20 protein-coding genes are annotated in these 13799 nt (G+C 72.9%); 12 read left to right on the top strand and 8 right to left on the bottom strand.

Annotated features, from left to right (window positions below):
- Positions 1 to 39 precede the first annotated feature (39 nt).
- Together ACFZAU_RS05385 and ACFZAU_RS05380 are read right to left on the bottom strand one after the other, a co-directional pair.
- Positions 40 to 1344 carry an RNA polymerase sigma factor gene (locus ACFZAU_RS05385; RefSeq protein ID WP_500551196.1) on the bottom strand — a complete coding sequence of 435 codons (1305 nt, stop codon included), beginning with the start codon at positions 1342 to 1344 and terminating at the stop codon, positions 40 to 42.
- A 51-nt stretch (positions 1345 to 1395) separates the two neighbouring features.
- Positions 1396 to 1761, bottom strand: coding sequence for a YciI family protein (locus ACFZAU_RS05380; protein ID WP_499602729.1), 366 nt, complete (start codon positions 1759 to 1761; stop codon positions 1396 to 1398).
- Positions 1762 to 2029: 268 nt separating this feature from the next.
- Here ACFZAU_RS05380 and ACFZAU_RS05375 point away from each other — a divergent pair, with 268 nt between their 5' ends.
- Positions 2030 to 3406, top strand: coding sequence for a polysialyltransferase family glycosyltransferase (locus ACFZAU_RS05375; protein ID WP_500551587.1), 1377 nt, complete (start codon positions 2030 to 2032; stop codon positions 3404 to 3406).
- Between the two features lie 16 nt (positions 3407 to 3422).
- Here the strand turns inward: ACFZAU_RS05375 and ACFZAU_RS05370 are convergent, their stop codons facing one another.
- A complete protein-coding gene (locus ACFZAU_RS05370) occupies positions 3423 to 3899 on the bottom strand; it encodes a hypothetical protein (RefSeq protein WP_500551195.1) in 477 nt (158 codons plus the stop codon).
- 619 nt (positions 3900 to 4518) lie between these two features.
- Between ACFZAU_RS05370 and ACFZAU_RS05365 the strand changes: the two genes are divergently transcribed.
- Positions 4519 to 4920 (top strand): helix-turn-helix domain-containing protein, encoded by a 402-nt coding sequence (locus ACFZAU_RS05365; RefSeq protein WP_500551194.1) that lies wholly within the window; start codon positions 4519 to 4521, stop codon positions 4918 to 4920.
- Between the two features lie 284 nt (positions 4921 to 5204).
- Positions 5205 to 5465: a hypothetical protein gene (locus tag ACFZAU_RS05360; RefSeq protein WP_499602723.1), complete on the top strand. Its 261-nt coding sequence runs from the start codon at positions 5205 to 5207 to the stop codon at positions 5463 to 5465.
- Between the two features lie 91 nt (positions 5466 to 5556).
- On the opposite strand, the gene ACFZAU_RS05355 is transcribed toward ACFZAU_RS05360, so the two are convergent.
- Together ACFZAU_RS05355 and ACFZAU_RS05350 are read right to left on the bottom strand one after the other, a co-directional pair.
- Complete coding sequence (locus tag ACFZAU_RS05355; RefSeq protein ID WP_500551193.1) at positions 5557 to 5913, bottom strand: hypothetical protein; 357 nt, start codon at positions 5911 to 5913, stop codon at positions 5557 to 5559.
- A gap of 297 nt (positions 5914 to 6210) precedes the next feature.
- Positions 6211 to 6471 carry a hypothetical protein gene (locus ACFZAU_RS05350; protein ID WP_499602723.1) on the bottom strand — a complete coding sequence of 87 codons (261 nt, stop codon included), beginning with the start codon at positions 6469 to 6471 and terminating at the stop codon, positions 6211 to 6213.
- Between the two features lie 361 nt (positions 6472 to 6832).
- On the opposite strand from ACFZAU_RS05350, the gene ACFZAU_RS05345 reads away from it, so the two are divergent.
- The 8 genes from ACFZAU_RS05345 to ACFZAU_RS05310 all read left to right on the top strand — a co-directional run bounded on the left by ACFZAU_RS05345 (position 6833) and on the right by ACFZAU_RS05310 (position 11516).
- Positions 6833 to 7048, top strand: a complete 216-nt coding sequence (locus tag ACFZAU_RS05345) for a hypothetical protein (protein WP_018563645.1) — start codon at positions 6833 to 6835, stop codon at positions 7046 to 7048.
- Positions 7049 to 7094: 46 nt separating this feature from the next.
- Positions 7095 to 7307: a hypothetical protein gene (locus ACFZAU_RS05340; RefSeq protein ID WP_431969350.1), complete on the top strand. Its 213-nt coding sequence runs from the start codon at positions 7095 to 7097 to the stop codon at positions 7305 to 7307.
- A 130-nt stretch (positions 7308 to 7437) separates the two neighbouring features.
- Positions 7438 to 9210: a zinc metalloprotease gene (locus tag ACFZAU_RS05335; RefSeq protein ID WP_500551192.1), complete on the top strand. Its 1773-nt coding sequence runs from the start codon at positions 7438 to 7440 to the stop codon at positions 9208 to 9210.
- Positions 9211 to 9279: 69 nt separating this feature from the next.
- Positions 9280 to 9966, top strand: a complete 687-nt coding sequence (locus ACFZAU_RS05330; RefSeq protein ID WP_499602721.1) for a hypothetical protein — start codon at positions 9280 to 9282, stop codon at positions 9964 to 9966.
- 100 nt (positions 9967 to 10066) lie between these two features.
- Positions 10067 to 10366, top strand: a complete 300-nt coding sequence (locus ACFZAU_RS05325) for a transposase (RefSeq protein ID WP_499602720.1) — start codon at positions 10067 to 10069, stop codon at positions 10364 to 10366.
- Positions 10366 to 11049 (top strand): IS3 family transposase, encoded by a 684-nt coding sequence (locus ACFZAU_RS05320; protein WP_500551191.1) that lies wholly within the window; start codon positions 10366 to 10368, stop codon positions 11047 to 11049. The genes ACFZAU_RS05325 and ACFZAU_RS05320 overlap by 1 nt, the downstream gene beginning before the upstream one ends.
- A complete protein-coding gene (locus ACFZAU_RS05315; protein ID WP_499602718.1) occupies positions 11046 to 11291 on the top strand; it encodes a hypothetical protein in 246 nt (81 codons plus the stop codon). The genes ACFZAU_RS05320 and ACFZAU_RS05315 overlap by 4 nt, the downstream gene beginning before the upstream one ends.
- Positions 11292 to 11516, top strand: a complete 225-nt coding sequence (locus ACFZAU_RS05310) for a hypothetical protein (protein WP_500551190.1) — start codon at positions 11292 to 11294, stop codon at positions 11514 to 11516.
- Here ACFZAU_RS05310 and ACFZAU_RS05305 read toward each other — a convergent pair.
- Both ACFZAU_RS05305 and sodN read right to left on the bottom strand, forming a co-directional pair.
- A complete protein-coding gene (locus tag ACFZAU_RS05305) occupies positions 11511 to 11885 on the bottom strand; it encodes a helix-turn-helix domain-containing protein (RefSeq protein WP_499602715.1) in 375 nt (124 codons plus the stop codon). The genes ACFZAU_RS05310 and ACFZAU_RS05305 overlap by 6 nt on opposite strands.
- A 398-nt stretch (positions 11886 to 12283) precedes the next feature.
- Positions 12284 to 12679, bottom strand: a complete 396-nt coding sequence (sodN, locus tag ACFZAU_RS05300) for a superoxide dismutase, Ni (protein WP_018563636.1) — start codon at positions 12677 to 12679, stop codon at positions 12284 to 12286.
- A gap of 139 nt (positions 12680 to 12818) precedes the next feature.
- Between sodN and sodX the strand changes: the two genes are divergently transcribed.
- Positions 12819 to 13253, top strand: a complete 435-nt coding sequence (gene sodX / locus ACFZAU_RS05295; RefSeq protein WP_499602714.1) for a nickel-type superoxide dismutase maturation protease — start codon at positions 12819 to 12821, stop codon at positions 13251 to 13253.
- Here sodX and ACFZAU_RS05290 read toward each other — a convergent pair.
- Positions 13157 to 13786, bottom strand: coding sequence for a CGNR zinc finger domain-containing protein (locus ACFZAU_RS05290; RefSeq protein ID WP_499602713.1), 630 nt, complete (start codon positions 13784 to 13786; stop codon positions 13157 to 13159). The genes sodX and ACFZAU_RS05290 overlap by 97 nt on opposite strands.
- Positions 13787 to 13799 lie beyond the last annotated feature (13 nt).

Genomic DNA, 13799 nt, shown 5'->3' with positions numbered 1-13799 from the left:
CCGCCCTCCGGGCGGCCGACGCTACTTTCGAAACAGGCCCTAGCCGTCCCCGGCCGCCAGGCTCGCCCTCGCGGCGCGTTCCACCAGCAGGGCGCGTTCGCGCTCGTTGCGGGTCAGGGTGGCGGCGCGCAGGAACTCCTCACGCGCCTCGGCGTGCCGGCCGAGCCGTTCCAGCAGGTCACCGCGGACGCTCGGCAGCAGGTGGTAGCCGCGCAGCGACGGCTCGCCGGTGAGCCTGTCCACGAGCGCGAGCCCCTCCTCCGGCCCGTACGCCATGGTGACGGCGACCGCCCGGTTGAGCTCCACCACCGGGGTGGGCGTGCGCCGGGCCAGGGCGGCGTAGAGCTCCGCGATCCGCGGCCAGTCCGTGTCCCGCGCGTGCGGCGCGCGGGCGTGGCAGGCGGCGATGGCGGCCTGCAGCGTGTACGGGCCCGGCGGGCCGCCCGCCGCCTCGGCGCGGGCCAGGGCCGCGAAGCCGCGCCGGATCAGCAACTGGTCCCAGCGCCGCCGGTCCTGGTCGGCGAGCAGGACGGGCTGCCCGTCCGGGCCGGTGCGGGCCGCCGCGCGCGACGCCTGGATCTCCAGCAGCGCGGCCAGTCCGTGCGCCTCCGGCTCCTTGGGCATCAGCCCCGCCAGCACCCTGGCCAGGCGCAGGGCGTCCTCGCACAGCGCGGGGCGCATCCAGTCGTCGCCCGCGGTCGCCGAGTAGCCCTCGTTGAAGACCAGGTAGACGACCTCCAGGACGGAGGAGAGCCGCTCGACCCGCTCGGGCCCGTGCGGCTGCTCGAAGGGCACGTCCGCCTTCGCCAGCGTCCGCTTCGCCCGGACGACGCGCTGGGCGACGGTCGCCTCCGGCACCAGGTAGGCGCGGGCGATCTCCGCGGTCGTCAGACCGCCGAGCAGCCGCAGCGTGAGCGCCACGCGGGCCTCGGTGGACAGCACCGGGTGGCAGGCGGTGAAGACCAGCCGCAGCAGGTCGTCCTCGATGTCGCCGTCGGCGGACGCCTCGGCCGCCGCGAAGTCCGGCTCGTACGCGAGGCCGCCCTCCAGGGAGTGGCCCAGCTCCTGGAGCTTGCGGGCGAAGACCTCCCGGCGGCGGACGAGGTCGATCGCGCGGTGCTTCGCCGTGGCCGTCAGCCAGGCGCCGGGGTTGTCCGGGACACCGTCCCCCGGCCACTGCTCCAGGGCCGCGACCAGGGCGTCCTGGGCGAGTTCCTCGGCGACGCCGATGTCGCGCACGATCCGCGCGACACCGGCGATCACCCGGGCCGACTCGATCCGCCACACCGCCTCGATCGCGCGGCGGGCGTCATCGGTACCTGGAGCCGAGGCCGTCACAGCCACCCATCACAGCAGCACCTCCGGCGGAGGGCAACCGGCGGCCGGCCGCGGCGCTCAGGAGAGCTCCGGGGCCTCCTCGACCTGCCGCAGCTCGCAGGTGATCTCCCAGGCGTCGCCGTGGATCTGCAGGAAGCGCTTGGTCCACTCCACGGCCTCCTCCTTCGACTTCGCCTGGACGATCGCGTAGCCGCCGATGAACTCCTTGGACTCGGTGAAGGGCCCGTCGATCACCGACAGCTTCCCGTGGTCCCAGTGCAGCCGCGTCCCCTCGGAGGTGGGCCGCAGACCCGCCGTGTCCAGCAGCACACCGGCCTTGGACATCTCCTCGATGAGCCGGCCCATCTCCTCCATCAGCCGCTCGTCGGGGCCGCCCTCGGGGACGTTGTCCTCGTTGATCCGGATCAGGGACATGAAACGCATGGCGTTCTCCTTCTTCGTGCGACGGCGGGATCCTTCCCCGCTCCTGCCTACGCGTCGAACGGGCGGCGCGCGGATCGACACGTCGGCGGACGTTCTTTCCGCGGACCCGTCCGGGCCGGATCCGGGCCGCCGCTCACTCGGACCGGTGATATCCGGCGTCCTGGCTTGGACCGGGAGGAACCGGTCCGTGATGCTGATGCACGAGCGGCAGCGCCGCGCCCCGGACCGGAAGCCGCGCCGGGCGCGCGGTGACACGAAGGACGAGTGGATGACCCAGATCTTCTTCGCCGCCACCCCTTACGCGGCGGCGACCGTCACGGCGGCCATCCGGGCGGGGTTGTTCGGACCCCGTGGGGGGCGCCGCCGCCTCCTCGTGGTGAGCGACGTCTCGGCCGTCCCCGAGCTCGCCACGCCCCTCGACCGTACGCCGGGCTTCGCGGCCCTGCGTCCCGAGTTCGACGCCGTGCGTTCCTGGAACGCCATCATCGCCCCGCACCACCCGGCGGACTGGGCACCCCGCGAGGAGGACCTGACCCTGTGGGAGCGGGCGCTGCGGCTCGCCTGGGACCTGGGCGACGGAGCCGTGGAGATCGTCTGCGAGGCGCCGGACGCCCCGCCGGCCCGCTCGGTCGCCGAGGTCTTCGCCGAGAGCCCGGTCCATGTGTACGACCCGGGTCCGAGGGGGTACGGCCCGACCGCCGACCGGCTGCCCGCGGGCCTGAGTTGCCGCATCGTGCGGCTCCTCCACGTCGACCTGCTGCCGGGGCTGCGCCCGTTGCTGCTCGCCGAGCACGCGGTGGAGCCCGTCGCCGTCCCCCGGGACGTCCTGCTGCGCACGCTGGAGGGGATGGCCGACCTCGTCCCGCCGGTTCCCGGGCGGCACACCGCGCTCCTGCTCGGTGAGCACCTGACCGCGAGCGGCCTCGTCGACGAGCGGGAGGAGGCCGGGCTGCACGCGCGGATGCTCCGCGGCGCGGTGGCGGCCGGACACACCTCGCTGCTGTACGCCCCCGGCCCCGGCGCACCGGAGGACCTGACGCACGCGCTGGGCAAGGCCGCCGCCGGACTCGGTGTGGAACTGGCCGTGCTGGAGGGCCCCGTCGCCGCCGAGGCCCTTCTGGCGCGGTTCCGTCCCGCGCTGGTCGTCGGGTGCTCCTCCGCCGCCCTGGTCACCGCCGCGGCCCTGCACGGCATCGCCGCCGCCCGCGTCGGCACCGGGCCGCTGCTGGACCGGATCGCCCCGTACGAGAACGCCGACCGGGTCCCGCTCACCCTCGTCGACGCCGCCCTCCCCGACCTGGAGCGGGACACCGCGCTCGTCGGCCGGCCCCCGGCCCTCACGGGGGAGGCGGTGGAGGCGACCCTGGCCCCGTTGCTGCGAACCGTGGGCTACTGCATGCAGGCGCGTCTGCACCCGGCGCTGCGCCCGGAGGCCGAGGAATGGCTCCGTCGTCATCTGCCGGACCACGCGCGGTACTTCAAGCGGCGCCGGCTCACCAGCCTGCGGCTGCCCGGGGGCAGCCCGGTCCGTGCCGAGGCCCTGCGCCGTCATCCCGCCGTGCGCCGGATGGTGCGCCGCGTACGTGCGGTACGCGCCGTGAGCGTCGTGCGTGCCGTACGCGCCGGACGGGCGCTGCGGGCGTGAACGGGACGCGGGCGGCTCACAGGGGCGCGGCGACACGCCGCAGGAAGCGGGCGCCGGCGGTCAGCGCCTCCAGGCAGGCGATGTAGAGATATGCCGGCGGGGTGAGCCGGACGCCGCCCCTGGAGCAGATCCACAGGGCCGGGTGCCGGGCCGGCCTCCGCGGGTCGGCGGCGGCGAGCCACGCTCCCCGGGTGAGCAGGCGCAGCCCGAGCGGGGACCAGACGTCCCCGGCGAGCGGCGGCACGAGGAAGTACAGGTGGCCGCAGCGCCGGTCCCACATGACCGGCCCGACGGGCGCGGTGCCGTCCTGGAGCCGGGCGAGGACGTCGTGGCCCGGCCGTTCGGGAATCCTGACGGCGTCCCAGCGGTGGCCGGCCGGCAGCAGCGTCACCCTGTTCCTGGCGCGCGCCCACTCCTCGAGGTGGCGCCGCGGCCCGTCGGCCCCTCGGGCGAGCCATGCCGCGAGGGCGGGCCCGCAGAATTCGTCGCACATACCACTCCCGGGTTCTGCGGCAAGTGATCAGCGTGCGGACGGCGTCCGGCCGGGGAGAGCCGACGAAGGATGCATATATCTGCTGTCGGCATGTGCGGAGAGCAAAGCCCATGACGTTGAATCACTTGATCGGATGGGGCAAAAGCGGCCAGTTTTGGGCAACTGCGTTTCGGGGGCGTTGATCACCTCTAGATTCCGTCCGACGTGACCGCCGCCGGGCGTGACGCACCGCGCCCCGGAGCGTTGAAGGTACGGGTTTCGGAGGAGGGAGGGCAGTTTTGGCGACGCTGGAGAAAACCGCCCGGGGAAGCGCGGAATCGCCGTCGGGATTCCGGGTGGCGGACCGCCTTCGCGGGCGAGCCCGGTGGGGCGGGTGGGCGAAGGCGGGTCCGCGCCGCGTCGTCCATAGTCATTGGACGAGGTGTCTGATGGCATTGGACGCTAGCCCCTGGCCCGCCCCGCGGCAAGCACTTCGTGGCAGTCCGGTCCGGCCGGCCTGGCAGGCCCGGGCGAAGGTGCAGGTGAGGGGGTGCGGGTCCGGGTCGGGCGGGTGGCACCGCTGTAGACTCGATCTCACTCGGACGGGTCAACCGACGTGCTAGCAGGAAGAATCCATCCCGTGGTGAACGCACTGCAGGAACTGATCAAGCGCCGGCTGGAGCAGCGGGGCTGGTCGTACGGTGAGGTGGCGCGGCGTGGTGGTGTCCCGCGGTCGACGGTGCATCACCTGGCGACGACCGCGCGGGTGACCCGGATGCCGCAGCAGTCCACGCTGGAGGGCCTCTCCCGCGGCCTGGAACTGCCGTTGGACGCGGTGCGCAGGGCCGCGGCCGAGGCCTGCGGCATCCACCTGTACGTCGAGGACGGCACCGGCGCGACCACCGACCCCGAGGTCGCCACCCTCATCGCCAGCGTCCAGCAGCTCTCCGAAGCCGACCGCCGGCACGTCGCCGCACTCGTCGAATCCCTCCTCCGCAGCTCCGCGGAGTCCCGGTCGCAGGCCGGTCCGGAGTCCGGCTGACCCTTCGGGGTGCACGCCGGCGCAGGGAACATCGCAACGCCAATCGCCGCCAGCCGTCTACTGCGGATGGCCCGGTCCGTCTCGTGCAGCAGGGTGCTGATTTGGCCGTTGCCGCCGTCCGCTGACCGGGACCCGGCGTTCGATTGGCCATGCTCATGCCGTGCCTGACGGGGCGTGTGGTGGTGAAGCAACTCAGAACGGACAAAGAGCGGCGAGCGCGGGGATATTCTCTCCAGTCTCGGGACGAGTTCGCGGACCCGAGGCCTCCGGTGAGAGGGGTGCACGTGCTTGTCGTTCAAGGGGCGACCGCCACCGCCGTCGTCCGCCACCGGACCGGAGAGCCGGTGGTCCTGCTTTCCGGCGAACTCCCCGCGGTCCTCACTCCGGCCGCCCTGAACGAACTGCTGAATCTGGCGGCCGCCGTCCTCACGGCCGAGGAGACCGCCCTCTTCCGCAGTTGCCTGACCGCACTGCGTTGCGGGGAGAAACTCCAGGAACGCCGTATCGAGGTCAGCGGCGCCGTCCTCACCGTCTACAGCAGCTGAGCGGCCGGCCGGGCGGGCGGAACGGAATGCGCACAGGGGTGGGCCCCCGGGAAAGTCCCCTTCCCGGGGGCCCACGTCACGGGTGGCCGGTTCAGTAGCGGTAGCGGCAGTCGCAGTCCCGGTCCAGCCGGTAGCGGTCGAACCCGAAGCGGTCGTACCGCTGGTGGGTGAAGCCACGCCCGTGGCCGTGGCCCCGGCCGCGGTCCCAGCGGTCGTCCCACCTGCCGTACCCCCACAGGCGTGGCCCGCAGCGACCGCGGTCGCCGCCCCAACGGCCGTGGTCCCCGCCCCAGCGGCCGTGGTCGCCGCCCCATTGGCCGTGCCCGGCGCTCCGGTAGGCGCCGGACGCGGAATGGGACGGGGTGGCCGACGCCGCCGTCGTCATGGGGACCGCCAGGGCCACGGTGGCCAGTGCTGCCGTTGCGGCAGCGCGAACGAATTTTCTCACCGCATTTCTCCTCAAACTCGGTGAATTGCCGGATGGCCCGCCAGACGTTACTCGGGACTCGTGCCGCATTCATTCCGCCGAACGGGGTCGGGCGTCCGAACGGGCGACGGCCCGTCCTGTCCGCGGATTCCGGCCGAAACCCCTCCTGAGCTTTGCCGGTCGCTATTCGCCGAGCCCCCGTGGTGGGTCCCGGAAACACTCTCCAGGGTGATCCGCATCCGGCATGTCGCCCTCGGATGCGGGCTTTTGGAAATGCCCCGGAAAATGCAATCCAAAACAGCCGGAATTCGGTTCGGATCAGCTGCTGTAGACGGTGAGGACGGCGCCGCTGACCTCGATACGGCGTTCCTGGAGTTTCTCCCCGCAACGCAGTGCGGTCAGGCAACTGCGGAAGAGGGCGGTCTCCTCGGCCGTGAGGACGGCGGCCGCCAGATTCAGCAGTTCGTTCAGGGCGGCCGGAGTGAGGACCGCGGGGAGTTCGCCGGAAAGCAGGACCACCGGCTCTCCGGTCCGGTGGCGGACGACGGCGGTGGCGGTCGCCCCTTGAACGACAAGCACGTGCACCCCTCTCACCGGAGGCCTGGTGGGCCCAAGCACCTCGGGGATCGAGAGGATAGCCACCGGTTCGTCGTGCTTCGCCCCCTCTGCCGGGACTTCCCCACATCGGGCAGGGGGCGGATTGACCCGTTCGAGTGACATCCGGCGGTCGGGCCCGATCGTCCGGAACGCCCCTGCCGGCGCTCCCACCTGCCTCTTCCCGCGCCCTGACGCGGTGTTGACGGACGGTCATGCCTCCGAGTCGCTTGCCGGGGCCGTGGCGCCCGGCTACTGTCCAACGCCGTCAGACAGATCGTCCGGTGTGGATGGACGGGCCCTGTGGCCCGGTCCGCGTCCGCACCCCTCGTCCGAAGGATCCCCCATGCTCGACATGCGTGAGCTGGACACCGAGTCCGCGGAGCTGCTGCCCGGCCGCGAGGCCCTGGGCAAGCTCAAGTTCAGCTTCGTCAAGACCACGCACGTGACCAAGCACGTGGCCCACGTCGACGCCCACAACGAGTCGCTCGCGGCCAACGAGTGGTCGCCGTACGCGGTCGCCCAGTCGCAGGCCACCCAGGCCATCAACATCCGCCAGTAGTCCGCGGCCCACCTCCTTCCGCATACCGAGAAAGGTATCCCCCCCCATGAACATGGACCAGCTCGACGCCGAGTCCGCGGAGCTGCTGCCGGGCCGCGAGGCCCTGGGCAAGCTCAAGTTCAGCTTCGTCAAGACCACGCACGTGACCAAGAACATCGCGCACGTCGACGCCCACAACGAGTCGCTCGCGGCGAACCAGTTCTCCCCGTTCGCGGTCGCCCAGTCCGAGGCCGTCCAGGCCATCAACATCCGCCAGTAACAACACCCGTACGTGTGCGGACCGCGCCCGTCGTGGCGCGGTCCGTCTCGGGAGGAAGAGCAGGACGGTGACGGAAAGTCACATTGCTCACGGCCCCGGCCCCACGGGGACGGCGGTGTACGGCGCGGACGTGACGGAACCCCCCTGCGACACGGGTTTCCCCGTCCCGCGGCTGGGCGCGGGCCTGCAACTCCTCGGCGAGTACAAGGGATCGGGGACCACCGAGCCCCGGTACATCGTCCGCCGGGGGGACGGGCAGGTCGTCCAGCTGAGCCGGCTGCTGTACCTGGTCGCCCGCGCCATCGACGGGCGGCGCGACACCGAGGCCATCTCGCACCGGGTGAGCGGGCGCTTCGGCCGCGAGGTCAGCGCCGAGAACGTGCGCTACCTGATCGAGAACAAGCTCCAGCCGCTGGGCGTCACCGTCCCCTTCGGCCAGGAGGACGACGAGGTCACCGGGCCCACCGCGGACCTCCTGCTCGTCCTCAAGGGCCACCGGGTCATCTTCCGCGAACGGCAGGTCGCCCGGATCGCCCGCTCCCTGGCCTGGCTGCACCGCCCGCTGGTGGTGGCCCTGGTGCTCGCGACCGCGGTCGCCATGGAGATCTGGCTGTTCGCGCTGCACGGGGCGATGACACCGGTGCTCCAGGTGCTGGAACAGCCCGTGCTGATGCTGGTGGTGTTCGCGCTCACCGTGGCCTCGCTCGTCTTCCACGAGTTCGGGCACGCCTCCGCCTGCCGCTACGGCGGGGCCCGCCCCGGCGCCATCGGCTGCGGCATCTTCCTGATCTGGCCGTCGATGTACACCGACGTCACCGACGTCTACCGGATCGGCCGGGGCGGGCGCATGCGCACCGACCTCGGCGGCGTCTACTTCAACGTCGTCTTCATACTGGCCCTGGCCGGCGGCTACTTCGCCACCGGGCAGTCCTTCTTCCTCGCCGCCGTCTACCTGGCCCACTTCGAGATCATCGAGCAGCTCATGCCGGCCGTCCGGCTGGACGGCTACTACATCCTCGGTGACCTCGCCGGCGTCCCCGACCTCTTCGGCAAGATCAAGCCGATCCTGCGCAGCATGCTGCCGGGCCGCCCGGTGCCCCCCGAGGTCTCCGACCTCAAGCGCTCCGCCCGGATCATCGTCACCACCTGGGTGCTGACCATGGTGCCGCTGCTGCTGGCCGAACTCGGCTACGTGCTGTGGAACCTGCCGCGCCTGCTCGAGACGAGCCTGCGGTCGCTGGTCGAGCAGCTCACCGGGACCGGCTCCGCCTTCGCCGAGGGCCAGTTCGCCGCCGGGACAGTCGGCGTCATCGGCAGTCTCATGCTGGTCTTCCCCCTGGCCGGCGCCGCGTACCTGTCGGTGCGTCTGGGGGGCCGGCTCGTCCGCCACGTCGTCCGCGCCACGGAGGGGAATCTCCGGCTGAGGCTCCTCATCGGCGGGGTCACGCTGGCCGGAGCTGCGGCGCTGTGCGCCGCGTGGGTGGGCGGGGTGACCCCCAAGCCGCTGCCTCCGCAGCCGCCGATCGCCCCCATCCTGCAGCCCGGGGTGCCCGATATCCGGCCCCTGCGCCCCGTCGCCCCCGCACCGCTGCCGAGCGTCACCACACCCCCGGTGACCGTGGCGGTGGGCGAGCCGTCGGCGACCGCGCCCTCGCCGTCGCCCTCGGAGTCCGGATCGGCCGGCGCCTCCGCCTCGGCGAGCGGCAGTTCCTCGCCCGCCGCGTCGCCGAGCCCGCGCGCCTCGCGCAGCGAACCGGAGCCGAGCAGCACCCGGACCACGGCCACGGCCGGGCCGAGCCCGTCCGCGAGCTCGCCCACCGCCTCGCCCTCGGACTCCGCGTCGCCCTCGGAACCCCCCATCCCGAGCTTCACCGTGTCCTTCCCCGCGCCCCTGCCGACCTGACACGGACCGGCCCCACACTCGCATCCGCCCCCTTCCCCGACATCCCTTCCATCCGTACAGGAGAAGTCCGTGACGCACCGAAAGCCCCGTACCAGCACGGTGGGCCGCAAGGCCGTCCGGCTGGGCATGCTGACCACCGCCGGCCTCGCCGCCCTCGCCACCGCGGCCCCGGCCGGCGCGGCACCGGGGTCGCACATCCCCCGCAGCGTCGGCGCCGCCGTGGACGAGGCGCACACCCTCGCCAACCGGGCCCACCCGGTCCAGTACGACGAGGAGTTCTCGATCCACCGGTTCGGGCCGCTCGTCGCGGCCGCCGCGCACAACCGGGCGGTCGCCGCATCCGTCGGCTGCTCGCCCTCCCGGCCGTGCCGGTCGATCGCCCTCTCCTTCCAGATCGTCACCACCTCCGGTGTCGACCTCCGGCGGATCAACGCCACGAACATCAGCCGGGCCGTCAACCAGCACTGCACGGGATGCCAGACCTTCGCGGGCGCCTACCAGTTCATCGTGGCGACCCCGCGGCCGCTCACCCTGACCGCCCGCGACCGCGACCGGCTCGCCGACATCCGGCGCCGGGTGGCCGAGCTGAGGCGGTGCGGCGACCCGCTCGCGGAGATCGAGCGCCGCGCGGACGCGCTGGCCGCCGAGGTCAGGGCCGTCCTGGACCGGGCCGCGGCAGCGGTGCCGGCCGGAGCCGGGGCCAGTCCGCTGCGCGAGTTCCGGCCCACGGTGACCATGCACCGCCACGTCAGCTGACGCCCCCACCGCTTCCGGGCCGGGGGCACGTCCCTCACCTCCCCAAACCCCCGACGGGTCCCCGGCCCGGGACCACGACCGGCCTTTCCGGAGGCATGAAGTGCCCAGACGATATCCGCCCGAGCTGCGCCGCAAGGCCCTCGACCTGCTGGTCGCCGGCGAGCCCGTGAAGAAGGTCGCCCTGGACCTCGGCCTCGGTGACCAGACGATCTACCAGTGGCGTCGCACGCACCTGCCGCACCTCGGCAGGCCGCGGCGCCCACAGGTGGGCACCGCCGAGCTGACCGCGGCCCGCAAACGCATCACCGAACTGGAGACCGAACTCGCCGTCCACCGGCGGGTGACCGAACTGCTGCGCGATGTGGTGTCCCCAAAAGGCGATTCGAGGCCGTGCAGGTGATGGCCGGTGAGGGTCTCCCGATCCGGACCGCCACGCGCGTCCTCGGCATCTCCGAATCGGGGTACTTCACCTGGCGCAGCCGGCCCCCCTCGGCCCGCGCCGCCCGGCATCTGTGGCTGACGGATCTCATCGCCTCCATCCACGCCGCCTCGCGCGGCACCTTCGGGTACCGGCGCGTCCACGAGGAGCTCACCCTGCGGCACGGCCTGTCCCTCAGCCACGGCACCGTGGAACTGCTCATGCGGCGCGCCGGGCTCCAGGGCCGCCCCGGGGTGCCCGACCGGCTCTGGGTGACCGACGCCGTCGAACTCGCCACCGGCCAGGGCGCACTGCTCTGCGTGATCGTCCTCGACGCCCACGCCCGGCGGCTGATGGGGTGGAGCACGGGTTCCGCGCCGGCGGCGGCCGTGGCGGCGGACGCCCTGAGCAGGGCCGTACTGCAGCACTCCCTGCACCCCGGCCCCCGGCCGGAGGGGCGCTTCACCACGCTCGTCTTCACCGAACGCGCCCACGCCCGGGGACTGGCGCCCCCCACCGGCCTGGTCGCCGACCGCAACGACCACGCCGTCGTCGGGGCCTTCTGGGCCCGGGCACGGACCGAACTCCTCGACCACCGCGCATGGCACAGCCGGCTCGACCTCACCACAGCCCTGTCCGACTACTTCGAGGGAATCCGCGCATGACCGTGGACCGACCGACGCCCCCGCTGCCCATCTCCTACCTGCTGCGCGCCCAGATCCGTCCCGGCCAGACCCTGCCACCCACCCAGGCGCACCAGGTCATGCTGCACTGCGCCCTCGACGCCGCCGGCGTCCCGGTCCGCCGCGACGACGCGGACGCCGTCGCCAGGATCGCCGAACTCGACTACGCCACCGTCAACGCGGTCATCGGCTGGCTGCGCGTCGTCAGACCGGCGGCGTGCTGAATGCCCGGGCCCACCTCGGCGGGGCGCCTGCTGCCGCGCCTGGCGTACGGCCGCGCGCTGCTCGGTGCGCTGACGGCGCGCCGCCCCGACCGGCCGCCCGTCGAACCGATGGCGGCGCTGTGCGAGGTCGACCAGGACGGATTCCTGCACCGCTGCCGCTCCGTGTGCGGTGCCGGTCCGCCGGGCGGCACGGCGTCCGACGGCGCGGCAGCGGAGCGGCTATGACGGGGTGGAGCTGCGGAGGAGGGATTCGACGAGGGCGGCGACGTGCCGGCGGTCGGCTTCGGAGAGCTGCTGGACGCTGGCGATGAGGGTGGCGACCTCGGGGTCGGTGGTCGCGCCGGTGCCGTCCTCGACGTACAGGTGGATGCCGCAGGCCTCGGCCGCGGCCCTGCGCACCGCGTCGGGCGGCAGTTCCAGGCCGCGGGAGAGGCCCTCCAGCGTGGACTGCTGCGGCATCCGGGTCACCCGCGCGGTCGTCGCCAGGTGATGCACCGTCGACCGCGGGACACCTCCGCGTCGCGCCACCTCACCGTACGACCAGCCCCGCTGCTCCAGCCGGCGCTTGATCAGTTCCTGCAGTGCGTTCACCACGGGATGGATTCTTCCTGCCGGCACGTCGGTCGGCCCGTCCGAGGTCCGCGGCGGCGCCACCCGCCCGACCCGGACCCACGCCCCCTCACCCGCACCTTCGCCCGGGGCCCGCCGGGAACGGTTCCGCCACGGGGGCGAGTCCATCAAAACGGGGGCGCCCACCACACGGACTTCCGCGGTTTTGCCCCCGGCCTTCCGGAGTGCGGACGTCCGCGCGCGCGGGAGCGCAGGTGACGGCTCGGGCGGCGCGCCGGTGCCCCGCGGAAGCGCCCCCCGGGCCGTCACCTTGCCTCCGGCCCGGGGGGTCCGCCCGCCGCAGGTCCGTACACACGACCGCGCCCGGTCCGCGCGGGCCCTCGTGGGGCCGTACGGACCGGGCGCGGATCGCCGACGGCAGGTCAGGCCTTCTTCGTCTCCTGGAAGATGGCGTCGATCTGGTCGATCAGGTCGAGCAGCTTCTGGCCGGTCGCCGGGTCGGTCGAGGCCTTGGCGGCGCTGCCCGCCTTCAGCGCGTCGTTGAAGAGCTGGTGCAGCTGCGGGTACTTCTCGAAGTGCGGGGCCTTGAAGTAGTCGCTCCACAGCACCGACAGGTGGTGCTTGACGAGCTCCGCGCGCTGTTCCTTGATGACGATGGCGCGGGCCCGGAAGTGCGGGTCCTCGTTGGCCTGGTACTTCTCCTGGACCGCCTTGACGGACTGCGCCTCGATGCGGGCCTGGGCCGGGTCGTAGACACCGCAGGGCAGGTCGCAGTGAGCGCTGACCTTGACCTTGGGCGCGAACAGGCGAGCGAGCATGACTGTCCTTCCTCGTGATCGTCTTTCCACCAGGGAGATTACTCCCCTGTCGAGTGGTTTTCTCGGGCGCCCCTTGGTGCTTACGACAAAAGTCTGGTGTCACCCTGGGGCTGGTGGAGCATGGAGGAGGAGGCTGAGCATGCGCGAGCCCGGGGCTGGGCAGAGGAGGAGCGTGCCGTACCAGCTGGTCGAGGTGACAGGTCCGTCGATGGTGCCGACGCTGCTGAGCGGCGACTGGCTGCTGGTGCAGCACGTCAGGAGCGCGGCGGAGGTCCGGGAGGGTGACGTGGTGGTGCTGCGGCATCCGCTCCAGCAGGACCTGCTGATCGTCAAGCGCGCCGTCGAGCGGCGCGAGGGCGGTTGGTGGGTGCTGGGCGACAACACCTTCGTGGAGAACGACAGCAGGGAGTTCGGCACCGTCCCGGACGAGCTGGTGCTCGCCCGGGGACGGGGGCGCTTCCGGCCGCCGCGCGAGGTTCAGCGCTCGGTGGCGGGCGTGGCGGGCTGGCTGGTGTCCTGCGTCAGGCCGCTCAGGGCGGACCGCTCGTTCTCCAGGCGCTTGCGGGCGCGGTAGGCGGCGACGTTGGCGCGGGTCGCGCAGCGGTCCGAGCAGTAGCGGCGGGACCGGTTGGTCGAGGTGTCGATGTAGGCGTTGCGGCACGTGGTGGCCTGGCAGATGCCGAGCCGGTCCACGCCGAGGTCGGTCAGCTGGAAGGCCAGGCCCATGCAGGCGGTCGCGGCGTACGAGGCCGTGGCCGTGGCCGCGTGCTCGGCGAGGTGCATGTGCCAGTCGGGCCGGCCGCTCTCGTCGAGGAACTCGTGGCCGGAGATCTGCGGGCTGACCGGGAACTCCAGCAGCAGGGCGTTGAGCAGGTCGACGGCGCGCACCTCGTCGCCCTCGGAGGCGGCCTCGAAGACGCCGCGCAGCCGGGTGCGGACGGTGCGCAGCCGCTGCACGTCGGCGTCCCCCGCGCGGCCCGCGGCCAGGCTGGACGGGCCGAAGAGCTCGCGCACCGCGTCGACCGAGGTCAGGTTGTCGATGCCGCGCTCGGGCTCCTCGCTGTTCACCAGGCGCACGGCGTAGTCGGAGTAATAGGCGAGTTCCACTTGTAGTCCTTAC

This window comes from Streptomyces sp. NPDC008238 (assembly GCF_042956445.1).
Taxonomy (GTDB): Bacteria; Actinomycetota; Actinomycetes; order Streptomycetales; family Streptomycetaceae; genus Actinacidiphila.
The sequence above is the reverse complement of the archived record's forward strand: the minus strand, read 5'-3'. Positions and strand labels throughout refer to the sequence as shown.